Annotated in this window: 23 protein-coding genes and 1 pseudogene; 9 read left to right on the top strand and 15 right to left on the bottom strand. The window is 37.8% G+C overall.

Annotation, left to right across the window (positions count from 1 at the left end):
* The 12 genes and pseudogenes from J2Y40_RS05420 to J2Y40_RS05365 form a co-directional block, all read right to left on the bottom strand.
* A complete protein-coding gene (locus tag J2Y40_RS05420) occupies window positions 1-2,211 on the bottom strand; it encodes a RelA/SpoT family protein (RefSeq protein WP_309997631.1) in 2,211 nt (736 codons plus the stop codon).
* Window positions 2,212-2,321: 110 nt separating this feature from the next.
* Window positions 2,322-2,687, bottom strand: coding sequence for a hypothetical protein (locus J2Y40_RS05415; RefSeq protein ID WP_153391344.1), 366 nt, complete (start codon window positions 2,685-2,687; stop codon window positions 2,322-2,324).
* 173 nt (window positions 2,688-2,860) lie between these two features.
* The gene (locus J2Y40_RS05410; protein WP_309997628.1) at window positions 2,861-3,826 is read right to left on the bottom strand and encodes a hypothetical protein; all 966 of its coding nucleotides are present in this window, start codon (window positions 3,824-3,826) and stop codon (window positions 2,861-2,863) included.
* 563 nt (window positions 3,827-4,389) lie between these two features.
* Window positions 4,390-6,303, bottom strand: a pseudogene (gene acs, locus J2Y40_RS05405) (acetate--CoA ligase); the annotation flags it as partial.
* Window positions 6,304-6,357: 54 nt separating this feature from the next.
* Window positions 6,358-8,244, bottom strand: coding sequence for an AMP-binding protein (locus J2Y40_RS05400; RefSeq protein WP_153391350.1), 1,887 nt, complete (start codon window positions 8,242-8,244; stop codon window positions 6,358-6,360).
* Window positions 8,245-8,304: 60 nt separating this feature from the next.
* Complete coding sequence (locus J2Y40_RS05395; protein ID WP_153391352.1) at window positions 8,305-8,667, bottom strand: response regulator transcription factor; 363 nt, start codon at window positions 8,665-8,667, stop codon at window positions 8,305-8,307.
* Between the two features lie 30 nt (window positions 8,668-8,697).
* The gene (locus J2Y40_RS05390; protein ID WP_309998587.1) at window positions 8,698-11,382 is read right to left on the bottom strand and encodes an ATP-binding protein; all 2,685 of its coding nucleotides are present in this window, start codon (window positions 11,380-11,382) and stop codon (window positions 8,698-8,700) included.
* The gene (locus J2Y40_RS05385; RefSeq protein WP_153391356.1) at window positions 11,375-11,569 is read right to left on the bottom strand and encodes a hypothetical protein; all 195 of its coding nucleotides are present in this window, start codon (window positions 11,567-11,569) and stop codon (window positions 11,375-11,377) included. The genes J2Y40_RS05390 and J2Y40_RS05385 overlap by 8 nt, the downstream gene beginning before the upstream one ends.
* A gap of 76 nt (window positions 11,570-11,645) precedes the next feature.
* Window positions 11,646-11,873, bottom strand: a complete 228-nt coding sequence (locus tag J2Y40_RS05380; protein ID WP_062697234.1) for a DUF6814 family protein — start codon at window positions 11,871-11,873, stop codon at window positions 11,646-11,648.
* 43 nt (window positions 11,874-11,916) lie between these two features.
* On the bottom strand, window positions 11,917-13,497 hold the full coding sequence (locus J2Y40_RS05375) for an MFS transporter (RefSeq protein WP_309997622.1): 1,581 nt from the start codon (window positions 13,495-13,497) through the stop codon (window positions 11,917-11,919).
* A 53-nt stretch (window positions 13,498-13,550) separates the two neighbouring features.
* A complete protein-coding gene (locus J2Y40_RS05370; RefSeq protein WP_309997620.1) occupies window positions 13,551-14,930 on the bottom strand; it encodes a porin in 1,380 nt (459 codons plus the stop codon).
* A 170-nt stretch (window positions 14,931-15,100) separates the two neighbouring features.
* Window positions 15,101-15,517 carry a helix-turn-helix domain-containing protein gene (locus J2Y40_RS05365; RefSeq protein ID WP_153391361.1) on the bottom strand — a complete coding sequence of 139 codons (417 nt, stop codon included), beginning with the start codon at window positions 15,515-15,517 and terminating at the stop codon, window positions 15,101-15,103.
* Window positions 15,518-15,677: 160 nt separating this feature from the next.
* On the opposite strand from J2Y40_RS05365, the gene J2Y40_RS05360 reads away from it, so the two are divergent.
* From J2Y40_RS05360 to argH, 8 genes are all read left to right on the top strand, one after another.
* Window positions 15,678-16,352: a GNAT family N-acetyltransferase gene (locus tag J2Y40_RS05360; RefSeq protein ID WP_153391363.1), complete on the top strand. Its 675-nt coding sequence runs from the start codon at window positions 15,678-15,680 to the stop codon at window positions 16,350-16,352.
* Window positions 16,324-17,517, top strand: coding sequence for an argininosuccinate synthase (locus J2Y40_RS05355; protein ID WP_153391365.1), 1,194 nt, complete (start codon window positions 16,324-16,326; stop codon window positions 17,515-17,517). The genes J2Y40_RS05360 and J2Y40_RS05355 overlap by 29 nt, the downstream gene beginning before the upstream one ends.
* A gap of 171 nt (window positions 17,518-17,688) precedes the next feature.
* Window positions 17,689-18,654, top strand: coding sequence for an N-acetyl-gamma-glutamyl-phosphate reductase (argC, locus tag J2Y40_RS05350; RefSeq protein WP_309997615.1), 966 nt, complete (start codon window positions 17,689-17,691; stop codon window positions 18,652-18,654).
* A gap of 55 nt (window positions 18,655-18,709) precedes the next feature.
* Window positions 18,710-19,849, top strand: coding sequence for an aminotransferase class III-fold pyridoxal phosphate-dependent enzyme (locus tag J2Y40_RS05345; protein ID WP_309997614.1), 1,140 nt, complete (start codon window positions 18,710-18,712; stop codon window positions 19,847-19,849).
* Between the two features lie 109 nt (window positions 19,850-19,958).
* Entirely contained in the window at window positions 19,959-20,915 is a 957-nt protein-coding gene (locus tag J2Y40_RS05340; protein WP_309997612.1) for an acetylornithine carbamoyltransferase, read from the top strand.
* A 217-nt stretch (window positions 20,916-21,132) separates the two neighbouring features.
* Window positions 21,133-21,924: an acetylglutamate kinase gene (argB, locus tag J2Y40_RS05335; protein ID WP_153391373.1), complete on the top strand. Its 792-nt coding sequence runs from the start codon at window positions 21,133-21,135 to the stop codon at window positions 21,922-21,924.
* Entirely contained in the window at window positions 21,899-22,981 is a 1,083-nt protein-coding gene (locus J2Y40_RS05330; RefSeq protein ID WP_309997610.1) for a M20 family metallo-hydrolase, read from the top strand. The genes argB and J2Y40_RS05330 overlap by 26 nt, the downstream gene beginning before the upstream one ends.
* 227 nt (window positions 22,982-23,208) lie before the next feature.
* Entirely contained in the window at window positions 23,209-24,513 is a 1,305-nt protein-coding gene (argH, locus tag J2Y40_RS05325) for an argininosuccinate lyase (protein WP_153391376.1), read from the top strand.
* A 336-nt stretch (window positions 24,514-24,849) separates the two neighbouring features.
* On the opposite strand, the gene J2Y40_RS05320 is transcribed toward argH, so the two are convergent.
* Window positions 24,850-25,074 carry a hypothetical protein gene (locus tag J2Y40_RS05320; protein ID WP_108411476.1) on the bottom strand — a complete coding sequence of 75 codons (225 nt, stop codon included), beginning with the start codon at window positions 25,072-25,074 and terminating at the stop codon, window positions 24,850-24,852.
* On the opposite strand from J2Y40_RS05320, the gene J2Y40_RS05315 reads away from it, so the two are divergent.
* A complete protein-coding gene (locus tag J2Y40_RS05315; protein WP_309997607.1) occupies window positions 25,065-25,295 on the top strand; it encodes a hypothetical protein in 231 nt (76 codons plus the stop codon). The genes J2Y40_RS05320 and J2Y40_RS05315 overlap by 10 nt on opposite strands.
* 23 nt (window positions 25,296-25,318) lie before the next feature.
* On the opposite strand, the gene J2Y40_RS05310 is transcribed toward J2Y40_RS05315, so the two are convergent.
* Both J2Y40_RS05310 and J2Y40_RS05305 read right to left on the bottom strand, forming a co-directional pair.
* The gene (locus tag J2Y40_RS05310; RefSeq protein ID WP_309997606.1) at window positions 25,319-25,564 is read right to left on the bottom strand and encodes a hypothetical protein; all 246 of its coding nucleotides are present in this window, start codon (window positions 25,562-25,564) and stop codon (window positions 25,319-25,321) included.
* Window positions 25,561-26,487: an IS1595 family transposase gene (locus tag J2Y40_RS05305; protein ID WP_309997605.1), complete on the bottom strand. Its 927-nt coding sequence runs from the start codon at window positions 26,485-26,487 to the stop codon at window positions 25,561-25,563. Before J2Y40_RS05305 ends, J2Y40_RS05310 begins: the two co-directional genes overlap by 4 nt.
* Window positions 26,488-26,497 lie beyond the last annotated feature (10 nt).

The following is a 26,497-nucleotide window of genomic DNA, read 5'->3' as shown; positions in this document are numbered from 1 at the left end:
CTAAGATTGTAGTCGTCTCACTCTTGAAACTCCGTCGATGTCTTTAAGTTTTTTAAATGTTTCCTCGAGCTGTCCTTTGTTCTTCACCTCAAGGTTAATATTTCCGGTGAAAACACCGTTGTTGGATTCTATAGACATACTCTTCATGTCCATTCCCATACTTCCGCTGATTACGGCGGTAATATCATTAATCATACCCATTCTGTCAAGACCTTCAATTTCGATCTTAACCCTGTTTTTAAAGCTTTCCGCATTCACCCATTTGGCAGGGATCACCCGGTAATCATATTGGGCTCTCAGGTTGATGGCATTCGGGCAGTTATCACTGTGAACCTTGATCCCGTCGGAGATTGTAATAAATCCGAAGATCTTATCTCCCGGAATTACAGTACAACATTTAGCATAGCTATAGTTCAGCTTCTCTTCATCTTTCCCGAAAACGATCATGTCAAGATTCTGTTCTTTCGGTTCTTCGAAATATAGATTTTTGGACGGTGATTTTCTGAATCTTGAAAGTAAATTATTGAATACATTTTTACTTTCAATATATTTTCTTAAACTGCTTGCATCCAGCTCGTTGCTCTGAAATTTAAGGAACAGTTCCTGAGATGATTTTAAATTGAAAAACTTCTGAAGTTTATTGATCTCTTCATCGTTGAAGTTAATTTTAGCGTGACGAAGTTTTCGTTGAAGTATTTCTTTTCCGTCCTCTACCAACTGGTTTTTCTGGGAATTCAGGTAGCTTTTGATCTTCGACTTAGCCTTCGAAGTGACTACAAATTCCAGCCAGTCAGATTTAGGCTTCTGGTTCTGGGAAGAAAGGATATCTACCTGATCTCCGTTTTGAAGGGTGTATGAAATAGGGACCAGCTTTCCATTGATCTTGGCTCCCAGGCATTTCATTCCAAGGTCGGAATGGACTGCAAATGCAAAATCCAGTGCTGTTGCATTGGTCGGAAGGATTTTGATCTCACCTTTTGGGGTAAATACAAATACTTCCTTCGCATATAAATTAAGTTTAATATTATCTAAAAGTTCAGATGTGGAAAGGTTCTGCTGCTGTTCAAGAACTTCACGGATTTCGGTCACCCATTTTTCGAAATTCCGGTCGTCTGTGCTTTGTTTATAGCCTTCTTTGTATTTATAATGGGCGGCAACACCTTTTTCAGCAATTTCGTCCATTCTTTCAGAACGTATCTGAACCTCGATCCATTTTTTGTCCGGCCCGAGAACTGTTAAATGGAGACTTTCATATCCTGTAGAGCGTGGCTGTGTAATCCAGTCCCGCATCCTTGAAGGATTACTGTGGTAGACATCTGTTACAATAGAGTAAATTTTCCAGGCCAGGAACTTTTCATTTTTCGCATCCGATTTATAGATGATCCTTATGGCATAGTTATCAAAGACTTCCTCAAAAGAAACGCCTTGTTTCAGCATTTTCCTGTAAATGGAGGAAATGGCTTTTGCACGGCCTTTAATCGTAAAGTTTAATCCTTCTTCTTTTAATCTTTCTGAAACTTCTGTTTTAAATTCTTCAATATAGCGTTCACGGCTTTCTTTGGCAAGTTCTAGTTTTTCGGTGATCTCATTGTAAACCTCAGGACTGTTATACTTTAAAGAAAGATCTTCCAGCTCAGATTTTATGTTGTACAATCCAAGGCGGTGTGCCATCGGAGCATAAATATAAACCGTTTCGGAAGCAATTTTTTTCTGCTTGTCCGGAGCCATACTTTCCAGCGTACGCATATTGTGAAGGCGGTCTGCAATTTTGATCAGGATCACTCTGAAATCCTCAGACAACGTCAGAAGCAGCTTTCTGTAATTTTCAGACTGTACAGAAATATTCTGATGATTCATAATGGAGATCTTCGTGAGCCCGTTCACAATGTTGGCGATCTTTTCTCCAAAAATTTTTTTCAGATCTTCATAGGTGTAGTCTGAATCTTCAATAACGTCATGCAAAAGGGCACAGGCAATGGAAGTAGCTCCAAGACCGATCTCAGTCGCTACAATTTTAGCAACCGCAATAGGATGGTAGATATAAGGTTCCCCGGATTTTCTCCTTTGGTCCTTGTGGGCATCCAGCGCAATATCGAATGCCTTCCGGATGAGCTTATTATTTTCTTCATCCAGTGTTCTGTATGTGTTAGAAATCAGATCCTTATAACGGGCAAGGATCTCTTTGTTTTCCTGTTCTAAATCGTAACTCATTTGTGTTAATGCCTATATTTAAACGAAAATACGAAATTTTTTAAACTTTTCAAACATAAAAAATCCGCAGAACGCTCTGCGGATTACGGTTATTAGGTTTTATGTTTGTGTCAGAATTTCACTTCTGAGTCCATGCCGCTGCTTGATGCCTTTATCTTCACATCAGGGCTGTTATGGATTTCGGCTCTGCTTCTGGCGTCAATGAATCTTTTAATATGATCATAGTTAGCCTGCTCAATACTCATATTCTCGAGCAAATAAGTTTTCATTACTGAATTTTCGCTGAAAACATTTCGGGCATTATCAGTTTGGTTATTATCTTTTACCGCAACACTCGCCAGATATTGAGCGTGTTCAGAACCGCTGTTTAAGTATATGATGTAATCTGAATCTCCAAATCCTGAATTCTCCAGATCGGCTTCAAGCTTTTTGTAATCGCTGTGATGTGCAAATACCCCAGCTAATATATTTGACATAAGCAATAGTTTTTAAATTGTACTTAAAGGTAATAAATATTTTCCGATATTGTTGTTTAAATTTCAATAAAATTTGAAATTTATTGTTTTATCTATAAAATAATGTTAAAATATTTGATAATATCTATTGAACAGGTGTTTAAATTGTAGTCTTCCAGATGAAATATTTTCTTTTAATCATTCATATATTCGTATTCCGTCCATCCAAACTGATAGATATAGAGTATAATCTGGTCATAAAAGTTCATCGTTCTCAGTCCTCCGTTTTTGCCATAGTTCCAGATCTCTTTATTCTGGTTCTGGTCGTAGTTGATATCAAGGAAATAGTTTCCAACGTTTTTAACCGGAGTGTTTTCTGAATTGTCAATATTGGTAAAATCCATATCATTCAGAAGCATCAGAAGCTGTTCTTCATCTTCTTTTGACATTTTTTTGAAGTAGGTCTTTTCTGCATCCAGTTTATTGAGTCGGGTATGGTCCAGGTACATTTTTTTCTCTTTAAAATCCAGCGTCATGAGAAATTGTCCGTGAAGCTCTATTTTAACCTCATTAATGGTATGTTTTTGAGGTGTTTTGATATATTCCGTAGTAACATTGTTTTTAACCGTTAAAATATCCGTTTCATAGAATTCTTTATAATCAACATTTCTTGATGGGGTATATTTAACCCTTAAAACATGTATGAACTTTCCGTCCGGAGAAATCTTTGCGGCAATAGGTTCTTCATTCATCTCCTTGTAAGGATTGAATATTCTGTACTTTCCTGATTTTTGACTCAGAGCTATGGCGATATTTCCCATTCCGTCACAACGATTAAGAGGGAAAACATTAATCGCTATTTCCTTGCCTCTATATTCCTTTTTCTGTTGAATATTAACCACATAATCATCTATCCCGTCATGATTAAGGTCTGCAGTATAAAATGGCTTCAGGTTCTCTTTTTCTATTTTCTCTCTGAAGGCTGTTGTATTCAGATAGGATATTTTAGGAGGAAGACTGTCATTGATCATCATCTGCTTATAGCAATAATCAGCTTCAAAGATCTTTGTAATTTTCTTCGCAGTTTGTTTCTCTTTATTGCAGGAAAGTAGGAATGTCAGAGCGGCAGCAGTAGTCAGGATATATTTCATGGTTGTCAAAAATAATATTTTTAACGAATCGTTTGGATTTTATTTACAAATTCAATTTATTTTTTTAAATATTGTTGAAAAGTTAGTTTAATATCAATGCTTTACAGATTTTTAAAGTGTAAAAATTCTCATCGCAGATGAGCAGGTGTTTGCGTAATAAATTCAAACGTTGTTGGTTTTCAAGACCTATACCATTTTTCCAATCAACTAATACGCTGAATTAAAAAAATCTGTGTAATCAGTGGGAAACTGAAATGAATGTTGGAAAACGCTAAAGGACGCAAGGGTTTTGGTCTGTTATGCTGCTTTTAAGGCGCAAGAAAATCGAAGATTTTCAGCAAGCTATACGGTATTGCATTTTATCGGAGATAAAATCTTGCGACCTAATATCCATGAAGCAGGTAAAAAATAGCGCCTTTGCGCAAACTCCAACAAAAAATACATCAATCAAAAGATCTGCTCAATCTGCGAGCGATAAAAAATAAATCAATCATAAAAAAGTAGTCTGTGGGAAATGGTAAAAAACAAAAAAACGGACCGGAGCCCGTTTTCATTCAATATCATTTTAAAAATTAAATTCTTTCGTTTTTAATCTCTTCCACAATCTCAGGATTTAATAAAGTGGTAATATCCCCGAAGTTGCTGAAATCTCCTTCCGCAATTTTTCTCAGGATTCTACGCATAATCTTACCTGAACGCGTTTTCGGAAGTCCGGAAACAAACTGTATTTTATCCAGCTTGGCAATAGGCCCGATCTGATCAGAGATTAATTGGTTAATCTCCTTCTTAAGGTTCTCCTTATCACGGCCTTCTCCGCTTTCTTTTAAGATCACAAAACCGTACAGGGCATTTCCTTTAATATCGTGAGGATACCCTACAATTGCAGATTCTGCAACAGCCGGATGCTCATTGATGCTGTCTTCAATAGGAGCGGTTCCCAGATTATGCCCGGAAACAATGATCACGTCATCTACACGTCCGGTAATTCTATAGTATCCGACTTCATCTCTTAAAGCACCATCACCTGTGAAATACTTGCCCGGAAATGCGGTAAAATAGGTTTCCTTATATCTTTGGTGATCGCCCCAGATGGTTCTGGCAATTCCCGGCCATGGAAAACGGATGCATAGATTTCCGGTAACCTGATTTCCAGTAATTTCATTGCGTTTGTCATCCATCAGTACCGGCTGAATTCCCGGAAGTGGAAGGGTGGCGTAAGTTGGTTTTGTAGGAGTGACAAATGGGAGAGGAGAGATCATGATTCCTCCGGTTTCCGTCTGCCACCAGGTATCTACTACAGGACACTTTTTCTTTCCGACATGATCGTTGAACCAGTGCCAGGCTTCTTCATTAATAGGCTCTCCAACTGATCCTATAACTTTCAGGGTGCTCAGGTCGTGCTTGTCTACCCATTCTGTGCTTTCTTTGGCTAAAGAACGGATGGCGGTAGGAGCAGTGTAGAACTGGGTGACTTTATGTTTTTCAATAACTTCCCAAAAACGATCCGGTTCCGGGTAAGTAGGTACTCCTTCAAAAATTACAGTGGTAGCACCGTTAAGAAGTGGTCCGTAAAGGATATAGGAGTGTCCCGTGATCCATCCAATGTCTGCCGTACACCAATAGATGTCATTTTCTTTATAATTAAATACGTTTTTAAAGGTGTAAGCAGTGTACACCATATAGCCGGCACAGGTGTGAAGCATTCCTTTTGGCTTTCCGGTAGACCCAGAGGTGTAAAGGATGAAAAGAGGGTCTTCGGCATCCATGATTACGGTTACAAAATCAGAGGAGGCTTTTTCATACAGGTCGGTGAAGCAGTAATCGCGGTCTTCTTTCATTTTGATTTCGTTGTGGGTTCTTTTCACCACAAGAACAGATTCTACGCTCGGTGTTTTTTCCAGGGCTTCATCTACAATGCTTTTCAGGTCCAGAACTTTATTTCCTCTGTAGCTTCCGTCTGATGTGATCACCATTTTGGCACCGCAGTCATTCACTCTGGATGATACGGCTGAAGCGGAAAATCCTGCAAAAATCACTGAATGTACAGCTCCTAATTTTGCGCAGGCCAACATGGTAATGGCCAATTCCGGGATCATAGGAAGGTAAATGCATACTCTGTCTCCTTTTTCAATTCCCATTTCACGTAAAACATTCGCGGTTTTGTTCACACGGGTGTATAATTCGTTGTAAGAGATATGTTGAGCTTCCTCTTTCGGATCATTAGGCTCCCAGATGATAGCGGTTTTTTCACCTCTTATGGAAAGATGCCTGTCCAGACAGTTCTTGGTAATATTTAATTTTGCATTTTTAAACCATGTGATTTTAGCTTCGTTCATATCGTACTTAACGACCTTACTCCATCTCTGGTACCACACGAAATTCTGGTCTGCAACTTTGTCCCAGAATTTTTTAGGATTTTTGATAGACTTTTTGTACTCTTCAAAATAGTGAGGCAGATCTTCTATTAAGTAATTTCTCATATCCTTTCGTTTTTTGAAATTTGAATTTTATTACTATTAAATGTATGTTTAATTTTTCGTTTAACCCCTATATTCCTTGATTTTTTCCTGAATTTCCTCGATGATTTTTTCATCATCAATCGTTGACGGAATCTGGAATTCTTTTCCGTCCAGCAGGGTTCTGATCAGTTTTCTCAGGATCTTTCCGGAACGGGTTTTGGGTAATCGTTTGACAACCATTGCATTTTTTAAAAATGCTACAGCCCCAATCTTTTCACGGACCATCTGAATGATGTCTTTTTCTACCTGTTCTTCGGAAACCTTTGATCCATTTTTCAAAACAACCGTGGCGAAAGGGATCTGTCCCTTAAGATCGTCATCTATTCCTACTACAGCGCATTCTGCTACATCAGGATGTGATGAAACGATTTCCTCCATTTCTGAGGTTGAAAGACGGTGTCCGGCCACATTAATCACGTCATCGACTCTTCCGGTGATGAAAATATAGCCGTCTTCATCCCGGATCGCTCCGTCACCTGAAAAATAATAACCATTGTACTGTGATAGATAGCTATTCTGAAAGCGTTCATAATCATTCCAGATTCCCAGCATGGCGCCAGGAGGAAGCGGAAGTTTAATCACGAGATAACCTTCATGGTGAGGATCAAGTTCAAATCCGGTATCGTCAAAGATCTTGATGTCATATCCGGGAATCGGCTTTCCGGCAGAAGCTCTTTTGATTTTGTACTGATCATCAAAAGTCATTAAGCCAAGCATTGGCCATCCGGATTCTGTCTGCCACCAGTGATCGATAGCAGGTACACCGATATGTTTTGCAAACCAATCGAGGGTAGCGACATCACATCGTTCTCCGGCTAAAAACTGTTTTTTTAAGCAGGACAGATCGTACTTTTTAACCAGTTCACCTTCCGGGTCTTCCTTTTTAATAGCTCTGATAGCGGTAGGAGCGGTAAACATGGCTGATACTTTATATTCCGAGATAATTCTCCAGAAAGTTCCGGCATCAGGTGTCATGATAGGTTTTCCTTCAAAAATAATGGTAGTATTTCTATTGATAAGAGGTCCGTAAATGCTGAAGCTATGTCCAACTGCCCATCCGAAATCGGAAGCTGCCCAATAGGTTTCTCCGGGTTCCACACCGTAGATGTATTTCATAGAGAATTTCAAGGCAGTGGCATATCCTCCGGTATCTCGGACAATTCCTTTAGGTTTGCCGGTAGTTCCAGAAGTATAAAGAAGATATAAAGGGTGAGTGGATTCTACCGGTACACAGTCTGCGGGAGCTGATTGGTGAACGAGTTCCTCATAATCAATTAATCCTTCAAACATTTCATGCCGGTTATCCACTAATTTTCTGTTGTAAACAATAATGTGATCCACCTTATCCTGCGCCAGTTCAATTGCTTTCTCTACTAAGGGAAGATAAGGGATTCTTTTGGCGATTTCTACTCCTGCGGTAGCGGTAATTAATGCTTTGGGCTTGCAGTCGTCTATTCTTACTACAAGCTCGTGCGGGGCAAATCCTCCGAAAACGACATTGTGAATCACTCCGATTCTTGCACAAGCCAGCATGGCAAATAGCGTCTGCGGAATCATTGGCATATAGATCACGGCAGTATCTCCCTTCTGCAATCCTAAAGAAGCCAGTCCTCCGGCAAATTTGGAGATTTCCTCTTTGGCCTGGCTGAATGTATAGGTTTTCTTCTGGCCGGTTACCGGAGAGTCATATACAATGGCGGTTTGCTCTCCAAAACCGTCTTCAATATGCTGGTCAATACACAGGTGGCACATGTTGAGTTTTCCGTCTGCGAACCACTGCGGGTAATTGTTTTTATCCTGAGAAAGAATCTGTGATGGGAACTCAGTCCATTGGATCTCCCGGGCCTGTTCTTTCCAGAAATTCTCTTTATCGTCTATGCTTTGTTTAAATAAATGATCTGCATTCATGCCAATTCTGTGTTTCGTTTTTTCCTGATTATTCTGAATTTTCGTTTTTGAATCTTATTTTTATTCAAACATTTCTTCGATCTGCTGTATAAGCTTCTTGATAGAATAAGGCTTGGTGACATAAGCATCGGCTCCCATTTCAATGCCTTTCTCAATATCTTTCGGATTATTTTTGGCGCTGAGGAAAAGGACTTTGGTGTTTTTAAGTCTTTCGTCCTGTTTGATGATTTCCAGGGTACTGTATCCATCCAGATTCGGCATCATGATATCGAGGAGGATAACATCCGGGATCATGGTTTTTAAAAAATCCAGAACTTCGGTTCCGTCTCTGGCAATATAAACGTCATATCCGTTCTTTTTAAAACTGTATTCCAGCGACATTAATATTTTGTGCTCATCATCTGCAATGATTATCTTTTTCATAGGAGATTTTTATAGGGGTTCAACTTCATTTTAACTGTCCTGGGGTATTCTTTCAGGTATATTGATGGTGAAAGTAACGCCCAGTCCGCTGTTTTCAGCTTTTATGGTTCCTTTGTGGGCCTGTACTATCTTTTTGGAAATAGCCAATCCAAGTCCGCTTCCGGTAGGTTTAATAATATTTTGGTTTTTAGACTGGTAAAATTTATCAAAAATCATTTCCAGATCTTCTTCGGGAATATGTCTTCCGGTATTAAAAATTTTGATGATCAGTTCATTGTCTTTGTCTGATAACTTGGTCTGTATCGTTCCCTGATCATCTGTGAATTTCAGAGCATTTCCTAAAATATTCTGGAAAAGTTGGATCATTCTTGCTTCGTCATACTCAAATATATACTGATTCAGGAGATTGACCTCACTTAAATGGATATTTTTCTGCTGAATAAGATGGAGCAGGGGATTAACTGCTTTTTTATAGGTTTCAAGAATGTTGTTTTCCTTGATGTTTAATGCAATTTCACCATGTTCAAGTTTATCCAGATAAAGAATGTCGTTGATGATCTCGCTCAGCCTGTCTGATTCTGTTATAATATTATTTAAAAACTCTTTTTTGATCTCCAGCGGAATATCATCATCATCATCAGCTAAAATCTCCCCTGCAGAACGGATAGCGGTGATCGGTGTTCTCAGTTCATGCGCTACGGAATCCAGAAAATCATCTTTCTGACGGTCTTTGATGATCAGGCTTTCGTTGGCATTTCTGAGGTCATCAGATAGTTTCTGCAATTCTGTAGACTGTTCCGTAAGTTTTTTATTGAGGGTGATATTTTCTTTGGATTCCTCTAAAATATTTAAAACCTCTTTTAACGAAATTTTATCTTCTTTGGTTACTCCTTCAATCAGGATCTTGGCAGAAGCGGTTCCTATTCTTCCGGCTAAAAGGTTTTCTGAAAATTTGATAAACCTTGAATCTGCGGTTTCAGCCTGAGAGTCAATATTATATTTTAAATTGAAGATTCTTAATGCCTGTTCAGTTTTATTCTTGCCTAAAAATCTTTCGAGAATATTCTTGATATCAGAAACATAGGCAGTTCCGCGCCAGATAAAGGCATTTTCATGGTTCTGAATATATTTGTCGATGTCTACATACAGTTCTGCAAAATTTCTCTCACGGTAATTTCCTTTAACACTCACGGAAATAATGGTAAACAGAGCGGTATTGACCAGTAAAGACCAGAAGAAAATCTGAGAAATTCTGCTCAGGTAAGGAATGCTGAAAAATCCAAAGGCATCATACATCTCTCTCAAAACACCTTTAAATTCCTGATTGTAAGAAAAATAATACTGCGGAATGATCAATCCGAAGTAACATACGGCAAGTCCGGCAAGCAATCCTATGACAGCCCCTTTGTAGCTTCCTCTTCTCCAGAAAATAGCTCCAAAAAATGCAGGAGCAAGCTGGGCGATCACTACAAAAGAAATCAGACCTACAGAATCCAGTGATGTTCTCAGGATGAAATATTTATAGAAAACAAAAGCCATAATGATTAGTGCGAAAATACTGAACTTCCTGATATTGGTAATATTTCGGGTATTCTGAACCTCATTTTCAGACTTGAATTTTCCAAGCAGCCCGTAAGGAATGATGAGGTTGTTGGAAAGCATAATCGAAAGGGTGATCGCAGAAATAATGATCATGGAGATACACGAACTCAGTCCTCCCAGGAATACAAAAACCGTAATCAGGGTATTGTCAAAATGCTGGGGAATCAGAATAGAGTAGAACTCCGGATTTACTTTCTGGCCGTCAAAAATAAGCCTTCCGCCCCAAGCGATCGGGAATATAAATACAGTGAAGATTAAAAGGTAAAGAGGAAAAAACCAGATAGCGGTTTTAATATGTTTTTCCTGTCTGTTCTCTACAATGGCAGTGTGAAATTGTCTCGGTAAAATACAGATGGCTGTTGCAGAGATCATACACAATACCATCCAGTTCATAGCGTCTTCAATACCGTTGAGGGTGTTTTTTTCTTTGAAATCTTCAAATTGGCTAGCCTTTTGGTAAATGTCAGAAAATCCGTCAAATACAAAATAGATAACAAAAATACCTAAGATAATAATGAAGAAAAGTTTTAAAAAACTCTCCAGGGCAATCGCTGAAATAATTCCTAGCCGTTTTTCCGATGCATCCACATATTTTGTTCCGTAATAAGAAGAAAATAAGGCGATGAGAACGACTACAAATGTTGCGTTGTCTGTAAGAATGTTATTGGATATCGATGTTTCGGTAACCAGGTGAAAGGTTTCTGAAATGGCTTTGATCTGAAGCCCTATGTAAGGAACAATAGCGAGCAGGCAGACTATTGTAATAATAGCACTGAAGCTTCTGCTGTTGCCGTATCTCAAAGAAATAAAATCTGCAAGGCTGCTTATTTTGTTGATTCTTGCGATGCGTACGATCCGGGTATTGATGTAGATCCATGCCGGAATGACCATAATAGGACCAATATAAATCGGAAGATAATTAAGTCCGCTGGTAGCCGCAACACCAATGCTTCCGTAGTACGTCCATGCCGTGCAGTACACCGCAAGAGACAGCGCATAAATGTAAGGATTGTTGATCCAAAGCTTGCTCTTCTTCTTCTCTGCCAGGTGGGCAACTAAGAACAAAAGAGCGAGGTAAAACAAAACCACAAAAAATAATGCGAAACTACTCATCATACCTTTTTACAATTACAAAAGAAATAATGATGGAAATCATCCAGACTGTGAACAGGTAAATAAGGATCATCGGATACCCGAAAACCTCCCTCTCACTGTTGAATAGCAGAGAAAAGGGAATGCTGAAAGCAATCATCAGCCCGATGCTTAGGATAACCAGTTTTTGTTCGTGTCTTTTTTTCATAATGATCATGAATAAAGATAATTGATGAACGGATGTCTAATGCTTATCATTCATCAATTATCATTTATTTTTATAATTAAAGTTTCTCGTCAGAATATTCTCCGGTCAGGGCATAATAGCCGAAAACAGCCAGTCCGCCGGAAATAATCGGCATCAGGACGAATAAAATGATGATACCGAATACCAGATCTTCCTGCTTGCCCGAAGTGATCTTGGGAATTCCTAAAACCGTGGTTCCGAAATATCCCACCACCAGTGCAATCGCGATCCAGAGTATGCCTAATATTTTTTTTAGTCCGTTCATTTTAGTAGATTTAAAATTAATAAAAATTTGAGTGATTCAGTACCTAATCGTGAATATTGTTGTTCTTATTTTTAAGATAAAATAATCCGATGATCAGGCAGACGGCGGCAACCCCTATCGGATACCATAACCCTTGAAGATACCACGTCGGATGGCCTGCGTCTTTGCCTACAGTTACCAAATAAGTGGCGACAGCAGGAAGAAGTCCTCCGAATACCCCGTTTCCTATATGGTAAGGCAGTGACATAGAAGTGTAGCGTATTCTTATCGGGAACATCTCTACAAGAAAAGCAGCGATTGGACCGTAAACCATCGTTACAAATATCACCTGGATAAATACAAGGAAGATCAGATACCATTTTGTATTATCGGCCAATGTCAGAGACTGTGATACTTTAGGTTCTTCCGCTTTTCCGTCTTTCATTACAGGACCTGTCGGCGACCAGTGAACCACACTGTCTTTTTTAATTAAAGTTCCATCTGTGTAAAGGGTTTTCTTATGGAAGGTCACGAGACTGTCTGTGGTAATTTTATCGTGAATTTTAGCTGTTCTTTTTTCTGTGATGCCGTTAGCGGCAACCGTTTTACTTTCAAGCTTTACACTGTTGAACATACTGTCGTAAATTGGGCGGTAGGCTAATATGGCCACCAGCATTCCCGTCATCATTACTGCTTTTCTTCCTATTTTATCAGAAAGCCATCCGAAGAAGACAAAGAAGGGGGTTCCCAGGAATAATGCTGTTGCCATCAATGAGTCAACCTGTGCAGATTCCACATTCATTACTTTCTGCAGGAAACTCATCGCATAAAACTGCCCGGTGTACCAGATTACCCCTTGTCCCATAGCAGCTCCAAATAGGGCAAGAAGAACGAATTTGAAATTATACTTGTTTCCGAAACTCTCTTTTAAAGGATTTTTCGATGTTTTTCCTTCGCTTTTAGCCTTCGCAAAAAGCGGAGATTCTTTCATGTTTTTTCTGATGATATAAGAAACCCCAACCATAAGAATTGAAATCCAGAAAGGAACCCTCCATCCCCAGTGATCAAATTCTTCTGCCGAAAGCGAGGTTTTGGTAAGCAGAATCACAATCAGGGAAATGAAAAGTCCTGCCGTTGCAGTAGTCTGTATCCAGGAAGTCCAGTAGCCTCTTCTGTGGGGTTGTGCATATTCGGCAACATAAGTCGCGGCACCACCATATTCACCGCCAAGGGCAAGTCCCTGAAGAAGTCTTAAAATTAAAACAAGAACAGGTGCTAAAAACCCGATAGTCTCATAACTTGGAATACACCCGATCAGGAAAGTTGAAAATCCCATGATCAGCAATGTCACCAGGAAAGTATATTTTCGTCCGATAATATCTCCCAATCTTCCGAAGAACAAAGCTCCGAAAGGTCTTACCACAAATCCTGCTGCAAAAGTTGCCAGAGTAGATAAAAATGCTGCGGTAGGATTATCTGCAGGGAAGAATTTTGTTGCCAGAACAATGGCTAAGCTTCCAAAAATATAGAAATCATACCATTCTATCAGAGTGCCGAGAGAAGAGGCTGTAATAACGCTCCAGATGGTGCGGTTTTTTTGCCTTTCGGTCATATTCTCGTAGTTTTCGTGATGGTTTTCGCTCATATTGCTTGATTTTTTGATGTTATTAAATAAATGATATCGGGATAGCTTGAGTGTTACAGGTAAATTTGAAACTGAACAATGAACTCTCCCTTAGAAGAAGGGCTTTCAGTAGGGCTTGTGTAAACCGGTCTTGTAGAATATTGGGTGGTGATTTTTGCATGATGCCCGTCAATAAACCAGTTGGCACCAATATCGAATTGTGAAGAGGATTTGTCAAAAGCTTCAAAGCTTTTATGGGTATATGCTGCAAAAGGCTGTATTCTGACTTTAGGTTTTTCTGCCTGATTGGGTAAAAGTAAGCCGGCCTGTGCGTAGATAATATTACCTGTTCCGATTGTTGGCTGTATATTTCCGGGTCCTGCAATGGCTTTGTTTCCGATGAAATTCGGATCTGTTGCCGCAATATTCATGATTCCTAGATTTCTGATATAATTCGGGCCGAAATTATAATTGTAATATCCGGCATACGCAGAAACGGCCATTTTGTTTTTGGCTTCTCCCAGCGGAATATCAGCAAATGCGTCTACTGCGAAAAGAGTAATGTCATGTTTTTCTATATTTGAATTTACAGAAGTTCTAGTGCCGTCTGCCTGGTGATAAAATCCTGCTCCTACATTGAAGACTTTCTTGGTTCCCAGGTAAGAGCCAACTTTGAAAGGAAGAGTGTTGGATTCTTCATCAAGGAACTGGTATTCAACATAACCTGCCTTTGAAAAGCTTGGATTTCCGTTATTATCTACAGCTGCAGCTTTCGACGGATAAGTTACATTTACCGGTACAAGATCGGTGGCAAAAGGCTTGTTTAAACTGAAACGGTATTCCAGTTTTCCGTATTTTCCCTTAGCAAACATTCCGAGCTGTCTTGCAAACTGATCTGAATTGTCAATCAGAGGCCATGAGAAAATAGGAGAATCTACGGTTAGGAAATTAAGCGTTGAAGCCATGGTCATACGGGAAAGTCCCATGTAGTAATGAAGTCCTGCCCCTAAAGATAAACTGAATTTTCCTGCTTCTCCAGGTAAAATAACAGCATATTCATTCCAGGCATCATGGAAAAACATCTGAGGTTTTTTTCCGTTTCCATACCCTCCAGTCCCTGAAGTCCCTGATCCTCCGCCATTGATAAAGGTCTGGTTGTTGATTCCGAAATGGGCCAGAATCATATATCTTTTAGAGATCTGAGCATAAGCTAGAGCACGTAATCTTCTGTTTCCCAGGCTCCATGAATTGTCTGTAGGTTCACCGGCAACCATACTTCCTGGATTCATCTGGGTATTCCTGAGCCAGAACTGATCCCATAAAATAAATCTGATATACTTATCTCCGTCCTGGTTGAGGTTTAATTTTAATCCGCTGCCATAATCCGGAGAGCCCTGCGAGTATAAAGAGCTACTCATTACGGCTAATCCTATGAATGTGAGAATTTTATTCATAAATTATCAATTTTTGGCGTTTTTTTTTATTGATGCCAAATTGTAATTAATAATTTATTTACGAAAATTTAATATATATTTATGGTAATAGTATAGTTATTAAGATACAATCCGTAAAATACAAGGTTTAAAGTCTATCATCCATTATCCATTCATCTTTTGTCTAATATCTACTTCTTAAACCTTTCCCACTTAATCAACATATATTTGTCCGCAAACTGGGTAATAATAATCCCTGAGTTTTTGATATTTTCCTCCTGGGCTATATATTCTATCAGCTCATTTTGCTTCAGTATTTTATAAACGGGGTGGAATTCTGAATGAGGAGGTCTTGTAATATTGTATTTTTTAATCCAGGAGCTTATCGTTACATGAGAAACCCCTATGATTCTTTCTATTTCACGATAACTTAGGCCTTCAAGATAGAGCTGTAGTGCTTTTGTAACATAATAATCGTCGATTTGTTTTCCCAGTTTTTTAACAGTAAAGTAATATCCGCAATCCTTACAATGGAAGCGTTGTTTTTCCTTAATGATACCACTTTTTACGATTTTGGAACTATTGCATTTCGGACATGTATTTTCCATAACTATAATTTTTTAGCAAATGTATAATAATTTAGCAAATATATAATTTTTAATAAAGATAATTTTACCTGTTTATTTTCTAAAAATAAAAAAAATATCTTTTTAATTTGGATTTAGAAGAAATTATATTTTAAATTTGCCAAAAAAATTAGATAAATAAATGGAAATAGAAATTTCCTCATGCGCACATCTAATGTATGTGAGTGAAATACAGCAGGAAATGTACGATTCTGCACAGCGTAGAGGAACAGGGATTGCAAAGCGCTCCCTTGAATATTTGAGTAAGAAAATTTCAGAAGGCAATGCTGTTGTAGCTACTGAAAATGGAGAGTGGGTTGGTTTCTGCTACATAGAAACCTGGTCGCACGGGAAATTTGTAGCCAATTCAGGACTTATCGTTTCGCCAAAATTCAGGAACGGAGGAGTTGCTACTCAAATCAAACAAAAAGTTTTCCAGCTATCTAGGGATAAATATCCGGATGCAAAAGTATTCGGGCTGACAACAGGGCTTGCAGTAATGAAGATTAACAGTGATCTGGGTTACAAGCCGGTGATTTATTCAGAGCTTACTCAGGATGAAGAGTTCTGGAGCGGATGTAAGAGCTGTGTGAATTATGAAATATTAATGATGAAGGAACGCAAAAACTGTCTTTGTACAGCCATGCTTTTTGTTCCTGAAAACAAAATAAAGGAAGCTGCAGATGATCAGCCTGAAGATAAATATCATCATGAAATCCATCAAGCGGGTGTTGAAGATCCTCTTGATGAGTTCCATCTGACCATTAAAAATAATAAAAAGAATCCAGATGAAAAAGAAAGTCATCTTAGCGTTTAGCGGAGGTTTAGATACCTCTTACTGTGCAAAATATCTTAGTGAAACACTGGGATATGATGTGTATGCAGTTACTGTAAATACCGGAGGTTTTTCTAAAGAAGAAGAGAAAGAATTGGAGAAGAAAGCCCTGAATCTTGGGGTAAAGGAGTACAGGTGCGTAGATGCTCAGGAGGATTATTATAATTCTTGTGTAAAATATCTGATCTTTGGTAATGTGTTGAAAAATAACACGTATCCTTTGTCTGTGAGTGCTGAACGTACCATTCAGGCACAGGAGATTGCAAAATATGCGATTAAAATAAATGCTGATGCTATTGCTCATGGAAGTACAGGAGCCGGTAATGACCAGGTTCGTTTTGATCTGATCTTTCAGGTGATGTGTCCGAAGGTGGAAATCATTACACCAATCCGTGATATGTCTTTGTCCCGTGAAGAAGAAATTGAATTTTTAAAAAGTCACGGCTATGAAATGGAATTTCATAAAGCACAATATTCTGTGAATAAAGGGCTTTGGGGGACTTCAGTGGGAGGAAAAGAAACATTAACTTCCAGAAATTATCTTCCTGAAGAAGCATTTCCTTCGCAGATCACAGAAACTCAGCCTTCAGATCTTGAAATTGAATTTAAAAACGGAGAAGTGGTTGCTGTGAATGGAGAAACTTTTAAACATTCTGTTTATGCAATTCAGAAAATAGAAGAACTGGCTTCTGTGTATGGAATTGGCCGGGATATTCATGTAGGAGATACGATTGTGGGTATTAAAGGAAGAGTAGGTTTTGAAGCAGCAGCGGCATCTGTAATTATCAAAGCCCATCATTTATTGGAAAAACATACCCTTTCAAAATATCAGCAGATGATGAAATCTCAGCTTTCAGATTGGTATGGGAACTGGCTTCATGAAGCGCTTTTCTTAGATCCTGTGATGAGGAATATCGAAGCTTTTTTAGCGGATTCCCAAAAAATGGTAACCGGAAAAGTATTTGTAACCCTTCATCCTTACAGGTTTATTTTAAATGGAATTGAGTCCGGTCATGACCTGATGTCTGATAAATTCGGAAGTTATGGAGAAGCCAACAGAGCCTGGAGTGGTGAAGATGTAAAAGGATATACCAAAATTGTAAGCAATTCCCTGAATATATACCACCAGGTCAATTCAACATTATAATAATAGGAGTTCCGAAGGAACGACTTAACGAAGGATAGGATGAAGTCCTATCAACCCATAAATTAACAATAAAAATCAACCCATCAGGAACGCCCGTTAAAAGAGTTCCGAAGGAATGATTTAATAAAGGATAGGACGAAGTCCTATCAGCTATCAACAACATCATTAAACATGAAAAAAACAGTAGGTATTGTAGGCGCCAACGGCTACACAGGAAGCGAATTGGTACGTCTGCTGGCTTTTCATCCTCATGTGTCATTGAGTTTTTTATATAGCCGTTCCAATCCGGGAATAAAGATTTCAGATTTGTACCCGGATTTAACGGCAGTTTGCGAGGATATTCTGACGGATCAGCCGGAGGAAACAGATATTCTTTTTCTGTGTCTTCCTCACAAGGAAAGTCAGAATTGGCTGGAGCAGAATCCGGTTAATGAAGAAACTTTGGTTATTGATCTGGGCAACGATTTCCGTTTGGATGGAGAATGTGGAAACAGAACTTTTATCTACGGACTTCCTGAAATCAATAAAAAAAATCTTCAAGGAGTCAAAAGTATTTCGAATCCTGGATGTTTTGCTACGGCAATTCAGTTGGCATTACTGCCTTTGGCTGAAAAAGGATTGCTGGATGAGGTTTTTACAACGGGAATTACGGGTTCCACAGGTGCCGGACAGTCTTTGCAGGCAACAACCCATTTTACGTGGAGGAATGATAATATTTCAGCATATAAAACACTCACACATCAACATGTGGATGAGGTTTTAAAACAGTTGATCTCATTTAATCATAAAGAGGTTACCCTGAATTTTGTTCCGTGGAGAGGAGATTTTACGAGAGGGATTTTTACAAGTTCTACAGTGAAAACAGATTTAGTACTTTCAGATATCAGTCAGTTGTATAGGGACTTTTATGCAGAGGAGCCTTTTGTAAAGGTAAGTGAAAAAGCAATTGATTTAAAGCAGGTTGTCAACACCAATCGCTGTGTGATCCAGATTGAGAAAAGTGGAAATGTAGCCGTTATTCACACAGCGATTGACAATTTGTTAAAAGGGGCTTCCGGACAGGCAGTTCAGAATATGAATATTGCGATGGGCTGGGAAGAAAATCTGGGGCTGGATTTGAAGCCGATCGCGTTTTAAAGTGAATGGGCAACAGGCTAATGATGAATTTTAAAACCTTAATTAAAAAACAAAAATGAATTTATTCAACGTATATCCATTATTTAATATAAATCCGGTAAAAGCCCAGGGATCTTTTCTTTGGGATGATAAAGGAGAAAAATATCTTGACTTCTATGGTGGGCATGCTGTAATCTCGATTGGGCATAACCATCCCCATTATCAAAATAAACTAAAAGACCAGCTGGGGAAAATTTCATTTTATTCCAACTCTGTACAGAATAACTTGCAGAATGAACTGGCTGAAAAATTGGGAGAACTTTCAGGGTATGAAAATTATAATTTATTCCTGTGTAATTCAGGCGCTGAAGCTAATGAAAATGCCTTAAAACTGGCCTCTTTTCATAATGGGAAAGATAAAGTGCTTTATTTTTCAGGATCGTTTCATGGAAGAACTTCTGCTGCGGTTTCAGTAACGGATAATCCAAAAATTGTGGCTCCGGTCAACTTTTCAGAAAAATTTATCAAATCAGAATGGAATGATATAAAGCAGCTTGAAGAAGCTTTTGAAATACACGGAAATGAAATTTCTTCCGTGATTATTGAAGGCATTCAGGGAGTAGGAGGAATCATGATTCCAACAGCAGAATTTCTGTTTAAAATTAAAGAGCTGTGTAATAAATACAATGCTGCTCTTATTCTTGATGAAGTACAGTCAGGATATGGAAGAAGCGGATACTTCTTTGCCCATCAGGAATTTGGAGTTGAACCGGATATGATTACAACAGCAAAAGGAATGGGGAATGGCTTCCCGATTGGAGGAGTGTTGATTCATCCTAAATTTGAAGCAAGTAACGGTCTTTTGGGGACAACATTTGGTGGAAATCATCTGGCCTGTGCTGCAGCAATTGCTGTTCTGGAGGTCATGAAAGACGAAGATCTTATTAAAAATGCTCAGCAAATAGGTGAGTATATTGAAAATGAAATTAAAGATTTACCACACATTCAATCTATCAGGAGGAAAGGTCTGATGATAGGAATAGAGCTCGATAGAGACTGTTCAGAAGTGAGGAAAAACCTGCTGTATGACCATCATATTTTTACAGGAAACTCCAATGATAAAAATGTATTGAGGATTCTTCCTGCACTTAATATAAGGAAAGAAGAAACGGATCTCTTCATCAATGCTTTGAAAATGGTATTAGAGCAAATTTAAACCACAATAGTTTATATTAAAACTCATGTGCCGGATCAACAATTAATGTGTAAACAAAATCTTTAAAATGGATATTCCATTTATCCATTAAAAAAACAGAAACTAACAAATGAAAAAATTCACCTCTGTGAGTGATGTAGAAAGCTTACAGGATATTATAAAAAAAGCTTTAGAAATTAAAGAAAATCCTCTTTCGGAAACTGAAAAAGGAAAAGGAAAAACAATTGGATTGGTATTTTTGAACTCAAGTTTGAGAACCCGCTTAAGCAGCCAGATAGCGGCCCAGAATTTAGGACTAAATGTATTGACTTTAAACGCAGCCCAGGAAGCCTGGAATCTTGAATTTGCCGATGGAGCCGTAATGAACGGAGATACGGTAGAACATATCAAAGATGCTATTGAGGTTTTAAACCAATATTGTGACATCATCGCGGTACGTTGTTTTGCGGGAATGAAAGTTAAGGAAGATGATGTTAATGAAAGTATTTTGAGTCAGTTTGAGCAGCACGCAAAAGTACCCGTTATTTCTCTGGAATCAGCAACCCGTCACCCTTTACAAAGCCTTGCAGATTGTATTACAATTACTGAAAGCTGGAAAGAAGAACGCAAACCAAAAGTGGTTCTCACCTGGGCACCTCACATCAAACCGATTGCCCACGCAGTAGGAAACTCTTTTGCAGAATGGATGCAGGAAATGGATGTGGATTTTGTGATCACCAATCCGGAAGGTTATGATTTGGATAAAAATTTTACAAAAGATGTAAAAGTAATTCATGATCAGAACGAAGCTCTGAAAGATGCAGACTTTATTTATGTGAAAAACTGGTCGTCTTTTGAAGATTATGCAGCAATGCCTGAGGTAAAAGAAAACTGGATGCTGACCAATGAAAAACTGGAAAATACCAACGATGCAAAGGTAATGCATTGCCTTCCCGTCCGCAGAAATGTAGAACTCAGCGACGAGGTCATGGATGGTAAAAACTCCATTATCTATCAACAGGCAAAAAACCGGATATTCTCTGCTCAGGCCATCTTCAGCGAAATGTTGGACAACATAAAATCATAATATCCAAAAGAGTTCCAAAAGAATGATTCAACAAAGGACAGGATAGAATCCTGTCAAATTGAAATATAAAATCCGGATTAAAGTCCCGAAGGGACGATTCAACAAAGAATAGGATGCAATCCTATTAAATAAAATATAAAATCATTTAACAAAGAATAGGGTAAAATCCTATTAAATAAAATTATCAAACAAATATCAAAAAACACCACAATCTGTAATGAACAAGCTGTACATCATAAAAATAGGAGGCGCTCTGATTGACGATGAAAAATTGTTAAATCATTTCCTGGAGCAGTTTTCCGAAATTAAAGAAAAGAAAATTCTTGTTCATGGAGGAGGTAAGCTGGCGACAACGCTGGCAGATAAGCTTGGTGTAGAACAGAAGATGGTTAATGGAAGAAGGATTACAGATAAAGAGACGTTGGATATTGTAACGATGGTGTATGCGGGCGGAATCAATAAGAATATTGTTGAAAAATTGCAGCAGAAAAAATGTAACGCCATAGGGTTTTCGGGGGCAGACGGAAACTTAATTAAAGCCAAAAAAAGAGAACATCCTGAAATTGATTTCGGATATGTTGGAGATATTAATAAGAAGAGTGTGAACAGGAAGCTGGTTTCAAAACTAATTAAGCTTGATCTTGTTCCTGTATTTTCTGCGATTACCCATGATAAAAAAGGAAATCTTTTCAATACCAATGCAGATACCATTGCTTCTGTAATGGCGCAGGCTTTATCGGAGAAATATGAAGTTGAATTGTTGTATTGTTTTGATAAAGAAGGGGTTTTGGAAGATGTTAATAATCCGGATTCCGTTATCAGAAATGTTTCTGAGGAGAAGTTTTTGACATTGAAAGAACAGGGGAAACTTCATAAAGGAATTCTTCCCAAACTGGAAAATGCTTTGGGAGCTATAAAAAACAATGTAAATAAAGTATTTCTGATCAAAGAAACCGAACTTAAAAATCATATAGAAAATCATCATGCAGGAACTGAAATCTGTTTATAATAAAGAAGAATTATTGAGTAATGCTATAGGGCTGCTTAAAAAACTGATTGAAATTCCTTCATTCAGTAAAGATGAATTCAATACATCGGTAGAAATTGAAAACTTCTTCAGAAAACATCAGATCCCTACAAAACGTTTTAAAAACAATATCTGGGCGGTGAATAAGAATTTTGATGTATTCAAACCATCTGTTCTGCTCAATACGCATCATGATACGGTAAAACCCAACAAAGCATATGCGCTGGACCCGTTTCTGCCAATAGAAAAAGACGGAAAGCTGTATGGACTGGGGAGCAATGATGCGGGGGCCTCTTTGGTTTCTATGGCTCAGGTTTTTTTACATTTTTATGAAAAAGAAGATTTAAAATATAATTTAGTTATTGCTTTGACAGCAGAGGAGGAGATTTCAGGATTTGATGGAATTGAAGCCCTGTTTCCGCAGCTTCCCAATGTGGAATTCGCTATTGTAGGTGAACCCACGCAGATGAATCTGGCGATCGCGGAAAAAGGACTTTTGGTTATTGACGGGGAAATGAAAGGAACTCCTTCTCATGCTGCTCATCCAAACGATGATAATTCCATTGTAAAATGCATGGAAGATCTTCAGCATATCTTAAACTTCAGGTTTCCTAAAATTTCAGACTATCTGGGTGAAGTAAAAATAACGTTGTCAGGAATTCATGCCGGCGTACAGCATAATGTGGTTCCGGAATCATGTTCTTTCACGCTGGATGTAAGGGTTACCGATGAATATTCCAATAAAGAGGCATTTGAAATCATTCAGTCACAGATGAAGTCAGAACTCAGGGCAAGGTCATTTAGGCTTAACTCGTCAAAGATTGAAATGGATCACCCGTTTGTACAGGCCGGATTGGAAATAGGAAGGACCACGTACGGTTCACCTACCTCTTCGGATCAGGCGATCATTCCTTGTACATCGGTAAAAATAGGACCTGGAGACAGCAGGCGCTCCCATACAGCAGATGAGTACATCCATATAGGAGAAATAGAAGAAGGAATTGAAATCTATATCCGGATTCTGGAAAAAGTTTTATAAAAAAGAAGAAGTGATAGCTTAGGTTTAAAGCTTCTCATCAACAATACATGTTTTAGCTACGCTCGGCAGGAAATTAAAGTGGAGTTTTTAATAAGGATTTATGCAAAAAGAAAAATTAAAAACAAAAGCTTTTGAATGTGGAGATGTTTTTTTAATAGTTTTTTTACTGGTAACAGTATAGTTAAGGATTCCTGTCGGGCTGCTGAAACAATATTAAATAATTATCTATGAAAAAAATATGGCAAAAGGATAACCTTGCTACCAATATATTAGTCAACAATTTTACAGTCGGAAAAGATCTTGACTTTGATGAACGTCTGGCAAAATACGACGTTAAAGGTTCAATGGCACATTGTAAAATGCTGGCAGAAACCGGAATTATCTCCGGTGAAGAATCAAAACAGATGCTTTCCGTTCTGGAAACCATTCTGAATGATATTGAGAACAATTATTTTGAGATCGATAAACAAGCTGAAGATATTCATTCTCAGATCGAAGCGATACTCATTGAAAAATTAGGCGATACCGGAAAGAAGATCCATACCGCAAGATCACGTAATGATCAGGTTTTGACAGACATCAAACTCTATCTTTTAGACGAGATTCGTGAGATTACCGTATTAACAGATGAGTTTTTTCAGATCCTTACGGGACTTGCAGATCAGCATAAAAATGTATTGCTTCCCGGATACACACATTTGCAGATTGCAATGCCGTCTTCTTTCGGGTTGTGGTTCGGGGCTTATGCTGAAGCGTTGCTGGATGATGTTGAACTGCTGTTTTCAGTGAAAAATATCATCAACAAAAATCCTTTGGGTTCAGCAGCAGGATATGGCTCTTCATTTCCGATCGACCGTGAAAGCACTACCTATAATCTGGGATTTCAGTCAATGAATTATAATTCAGTATATGCCCAGATGACGCGTGGAAAATCTGAGAAATTACTGGCCATGTCCATGGCAGCCTTAGCTGGAACGCTTTCGAAATTTGCGTATGATGTATGTCTGTATCTTAATCAGAACTTCAATTTCATCAGCTTTCCGAAAGAATTTACCACAGGAAGCAGCATTATGCCGCATAAAAAAAATCCGGACATTTTTGAGCTGGTTCGTGCCCGTTGCAACAGAATCCAGTCGCTTCCGAATGAACTGATTATACTTACCAACAATCTTCCGTCGGGCTACCACAGAGATGTACAGCTTACAAAAGAGATTCTTTTTCCAGCTATTGATTCATTAAAAGAATGTCTGGAAATTTTAAATTATACCCTTCCGAATATTCAGGTAAAAGATGGAATTCTGGAAGACGAAAAATATAAATATCTTTTCAGTGTAGAGAAAATTAATGAAGAAGTGAAAAACGGAAGTTCGTTCCGGGATGCTTACATCAAAGTAGGACAGGAGATTGAAAACAATGAATTTGATTTTGAAGCAGGAGAGTTGAATCATACCCACCAGGGAAGTATCGGAAATCTCAGCCTCGATAAAATAGAATACCAGTTCAATAAGCTGAAAAATAAATTATTGGGTTGATCTAAGACAACATTTGTTAAAGATCTTATCAAAGCTTCGATTTCGCTCAGTTGATACTTCTGATTACGAACGACGTTCTGCAGGGCTGTCATGCTGAGCGGAATCGAAGCATCTTTAAAATTGTGAGAATAGATTTGAATTAAATAAATGTTGTAGATCTGTAAAAAGGATAAGAATGGAAATTAGATTGAGTGCAGGCGAACTGAGATAAAAACACAAGGTATAAAGTTCAACAAAGTAAAAAAACTTTCTTTATTTTAAAAACGCTCAGCAATATTTCTCCTTGTGTATTCTTGCGATTATTAATAAAGGTAATTATATATTAGTTTACACAAACTATTTAAACTTTTTTATTGTTAATGTTTCTATAGTTTGAATTGTTACTGTTATCTCTTTTCCATTGTTTAAAGCCTCTATTTCCTCCTCTGAGAGTTGAGAGCAGATTTTAGGCAAATGAAAAGCACTTACATTTGTTCTTTTACTACAACCATCAAGCTGTTTATTTTCTATCAGGTGTTCTGTAATTTTATTACTTTTAATGAAAAATTTATATGAATACATATCGTGATTATTATTTAGTTGTTAAATACTTTAATGATTATCCCATGTTTATTACTTGTTGTAACAAAGCTGGTCAGTTTTATAAGATTGAAAATCTTGAACAATATTTAGCAGATGGAACTGGTGTCACAGAAGAACTAATCGAATATGATGAGAAAAACACCAATTTCATCCTAATAAAAGATAAACAAAATTGGAAGCATCAATTAAATATGCTGTAATACTAAAAAGAAAGAGAACTAAATTAGTTCTCTTTATCTTTTTTCTTAGGCTTAAAAATCAAGGTTTGTTTTATTAATTGGTCAAACTTTGATAGTTTCTGTATAAACTCTGATTTTATTAATGGTGTTTCATCTATGTAGATTACTTTATTGGCATCCAGTATTAAGTAACCGAATTTGTCTTTAATATCATCTACATAGAAATACTCCTCACCATCTATAATAGTGTGTCTCACTTGTTCGTGTTTAAGCTGTTCACTTATTGTCATTGACATAATTCTTTGTACTTAGTTCTGATATTTGAATTTGATAACAAATATCTGAATTTTTCTTGGTCTGAGACCTTTCTCAGGTTAAATCTATACACAAATTCATCAACATATTTTTGGAGATGCTTTTTAGAAACGTGATTATACATTCCTGAAACACTCTTTTTAAGTATATTCCAACTTCCTTCTATATTATTTGTATGTACAGAACTATCCTGCAAACTTACATACTCTTTTTTAGAATGGTCTATGATTCTATGGTCATAGTATTTATCTAAACCTGTATATCCTAACCATTCATCAGAAATCAGGGTTGTAGTTTCTGGATTTACATATCTACAAACTAATGGCTGAATACTACTTCTCTTTGTATCAGGTACAACAAAGGCATTCATCTTACCATCTCTTTGAAGCATTCCCATTACTGGTGTTTTATCCTTAAAACTACGTCCCTGAGAGTTTTTAACCTTTTTGTCTTTGTGTCTATTCTTGTTCTTTCCCCCAATAAATGTTTCATCACATTCAACAACACCCTCTAGCTCATTGCCATTCTCAATACCAAAACAAGCTCTAATTCTTTGAAGCATGAACCATGCAGTCTTTTGAGTCACTCCAATATCTTTGGATAACTGTATAGAACTAATTCCTTTCTTATGAGAAGTCACTAGCCATATAGACATGAACCATTTACGAAGACTGATTTTTGAGTTTTCAAACAATGTTCCTGTTTTGACATTAAAGTATTTGCCAGTATTTTTACATCTATACTGGTTATTCTTACACTTATATACCTTTGAAGTTTCATCAAAAGGACTTACAGGAACTTTGCTCCATTTCATTATTTCTAAGTAGTCTATACACTCCTGCTCAGTAGAAAAGATTTGAGTAAGTTCAAAAACCGATTTTATGTTGGTATTAAACATGATTAATATT

It is taken from the genome of Chryseobacterium sp. 2987 (genome assembly GCF_031456375.1).
Classification (GTDB): Bacteria; Bacteroidota; Bacteroidia; order Flavobacteriales; family Weeksellaceae; genus Chryseobacterium; species Chryseobacterium vaccae.
Note: the sequence above shows the minus strand (reverse complement) of the source record. Positions and strands in the feature narration are given on the sequence as shown.

Bases quoted from the DNA above. Each gene is read 5' to 3' on its own strand.
- J2Y40_RS05420 (WP_309997631.1), bottom strand. From the start codon at position 2,211: ATGAGTTACGATTTAGAACAGGAAAACAAAGAGATCCTTGCCCGTTAT.
- J2Y40_RS05345 (WP_309997614.1), top strand. From the start codon at position 18,710: ATGAATTTATTCAACGTATATCCATTATTTAATATAAATCCGGTAAAA.
- J2Y40_RS05375 (WP_309997622.1), bottom strand. From the start codon at position 13,497: ATGAGCGAAAACCATCACGAAAACTACGAGAATATGACCGAAAGGCAA.
- J2Y40_RS05355 (WP_153391365.1), top strand. From the start codon at position 16,324: ATGAAAAAGAAAGTCATCTTAGCGTTTAGCGGAGGTTTAGATACCTCT.
- J2Y40_RS05415 (WP_153391344.1), bottom strand. From the start codon at position 2,687: ATGTCAAATATATTAGCTGGGGTATTTGCACATCACAGCGATTACAAA.
- argC (WP_309997615.1), top strand. From the start codon at position 17,689: ATGAAAAAAACAGTAGGTATTGTAGGCGCCAACGGCTACACAGGAAGC.
- J2Y40_RS05395 (WP_153391352.1), bottom strand. From the start codon at position 8,667: ATGAAAAAGATAATCATTGCAGATGATGAGCACAAAATATTAATGTCG.
- J2Y40_RS05400 (WP_153391350.1), bottom strand. From the start codon at position 8,244: ATGAATGCAGATCATTTATTTAAACAAAGCATAGACGATAAAGAGAAT.
- J2Y40_RS05370 (WP_309997620.1), bottom strand. From the start codon at position 14,930: ATGAATAAAATTCTCACATTCATAGGATTAGCCGTAATGAGTAGCTCT.
- J2Y40_RS05330 (WP_309997610.1), top strand. From the start codon at position 21,899: ATGCAGGAACTGAAATCTGTTTATAATAAAGAAGAATTATTGAGTAAT.
- argB (WP_153391373.1), top strand. From the start codon at position 21,133: ATGAACAAGCTGTACATCATAAAAATAGGAGGCGCTCTGATTGACGAT.
- J2Y40_RS05310 (WP_309997606.1), bottom strand. From the start codon at position 25,564: ATGACAATAAGTGAACAGCTTAAACACGAACAAGTGAGACACACTATT.
- argH (WP_153391376.1), top strand. From the start codon at position 23,209: ATGAAAAAAATATGGCAAAAGGATAACCTTGCTACCAATATATTAGTC.
- J2Y40_RS05390 (WP_309998587.1), bottom strand. From the start codon at position 11,382: ATGAGTAGTTTCGCATTATTTTTTGTGGTTTTGTTTTACCTCGCTCTT.
- J2Y40_RS05360 (WP_153391363.1), top strand. From the start codon at position 15,678: ATGGAAATAGAAATTTCCTCATGCGCACATCTAATGTATGTGAGTGAA.
- J2Y40_RS05305 (WP_309997605.1), bottom strand. From the start codon at position 26,487: ATGTTTAATACCAACATAAAATCGGTTTTTGAACTTACTCAAATCTTT.
- J2Y40_RS05340 (WP_309997612.1), top strand. From the start codon at position 19,959: ATGAAAAAATTCACCTCTGTGAGTGATGTAGAAAGCTTACAGGATATT.
- J2Y40_RS05365 (WP_153391361.1), bottom strand. From the start codon at position 15,517: ATGGAAAATACATGTCCGAAATGCAATAGTTCCAAAATCGTAAAAAGT.
- J2Y40_RS05315 (WP_309997607.1), top strand. From the start codon at position 25,065: ATGAATACATATCGTGATTATTATTTAGTTGTTAAATACTTTAATGAT.
- J2Y40_RS05320 (WP_108411476.1), bottom strand. From the start codon at position 25,074: ATGTATTCATATAAATTTTTCATTAAAAGTAATAAAATTACAGAACAC.
- J2Y40_RS05385 (WP_153391356.1), bottom strand. From the start codon at position 11,569: ATGAAAAAAAGACACGAACAAAAACTGGTTATCCTAAGCATCGGGCTG.
- J2Y40_RS05380 (WP_062697234.1), bottom strand. From the start codon at position 11,873: ATGAACGGACTAAAAAAAATATTAGGCATACTCTGGATCGCGATTGCA.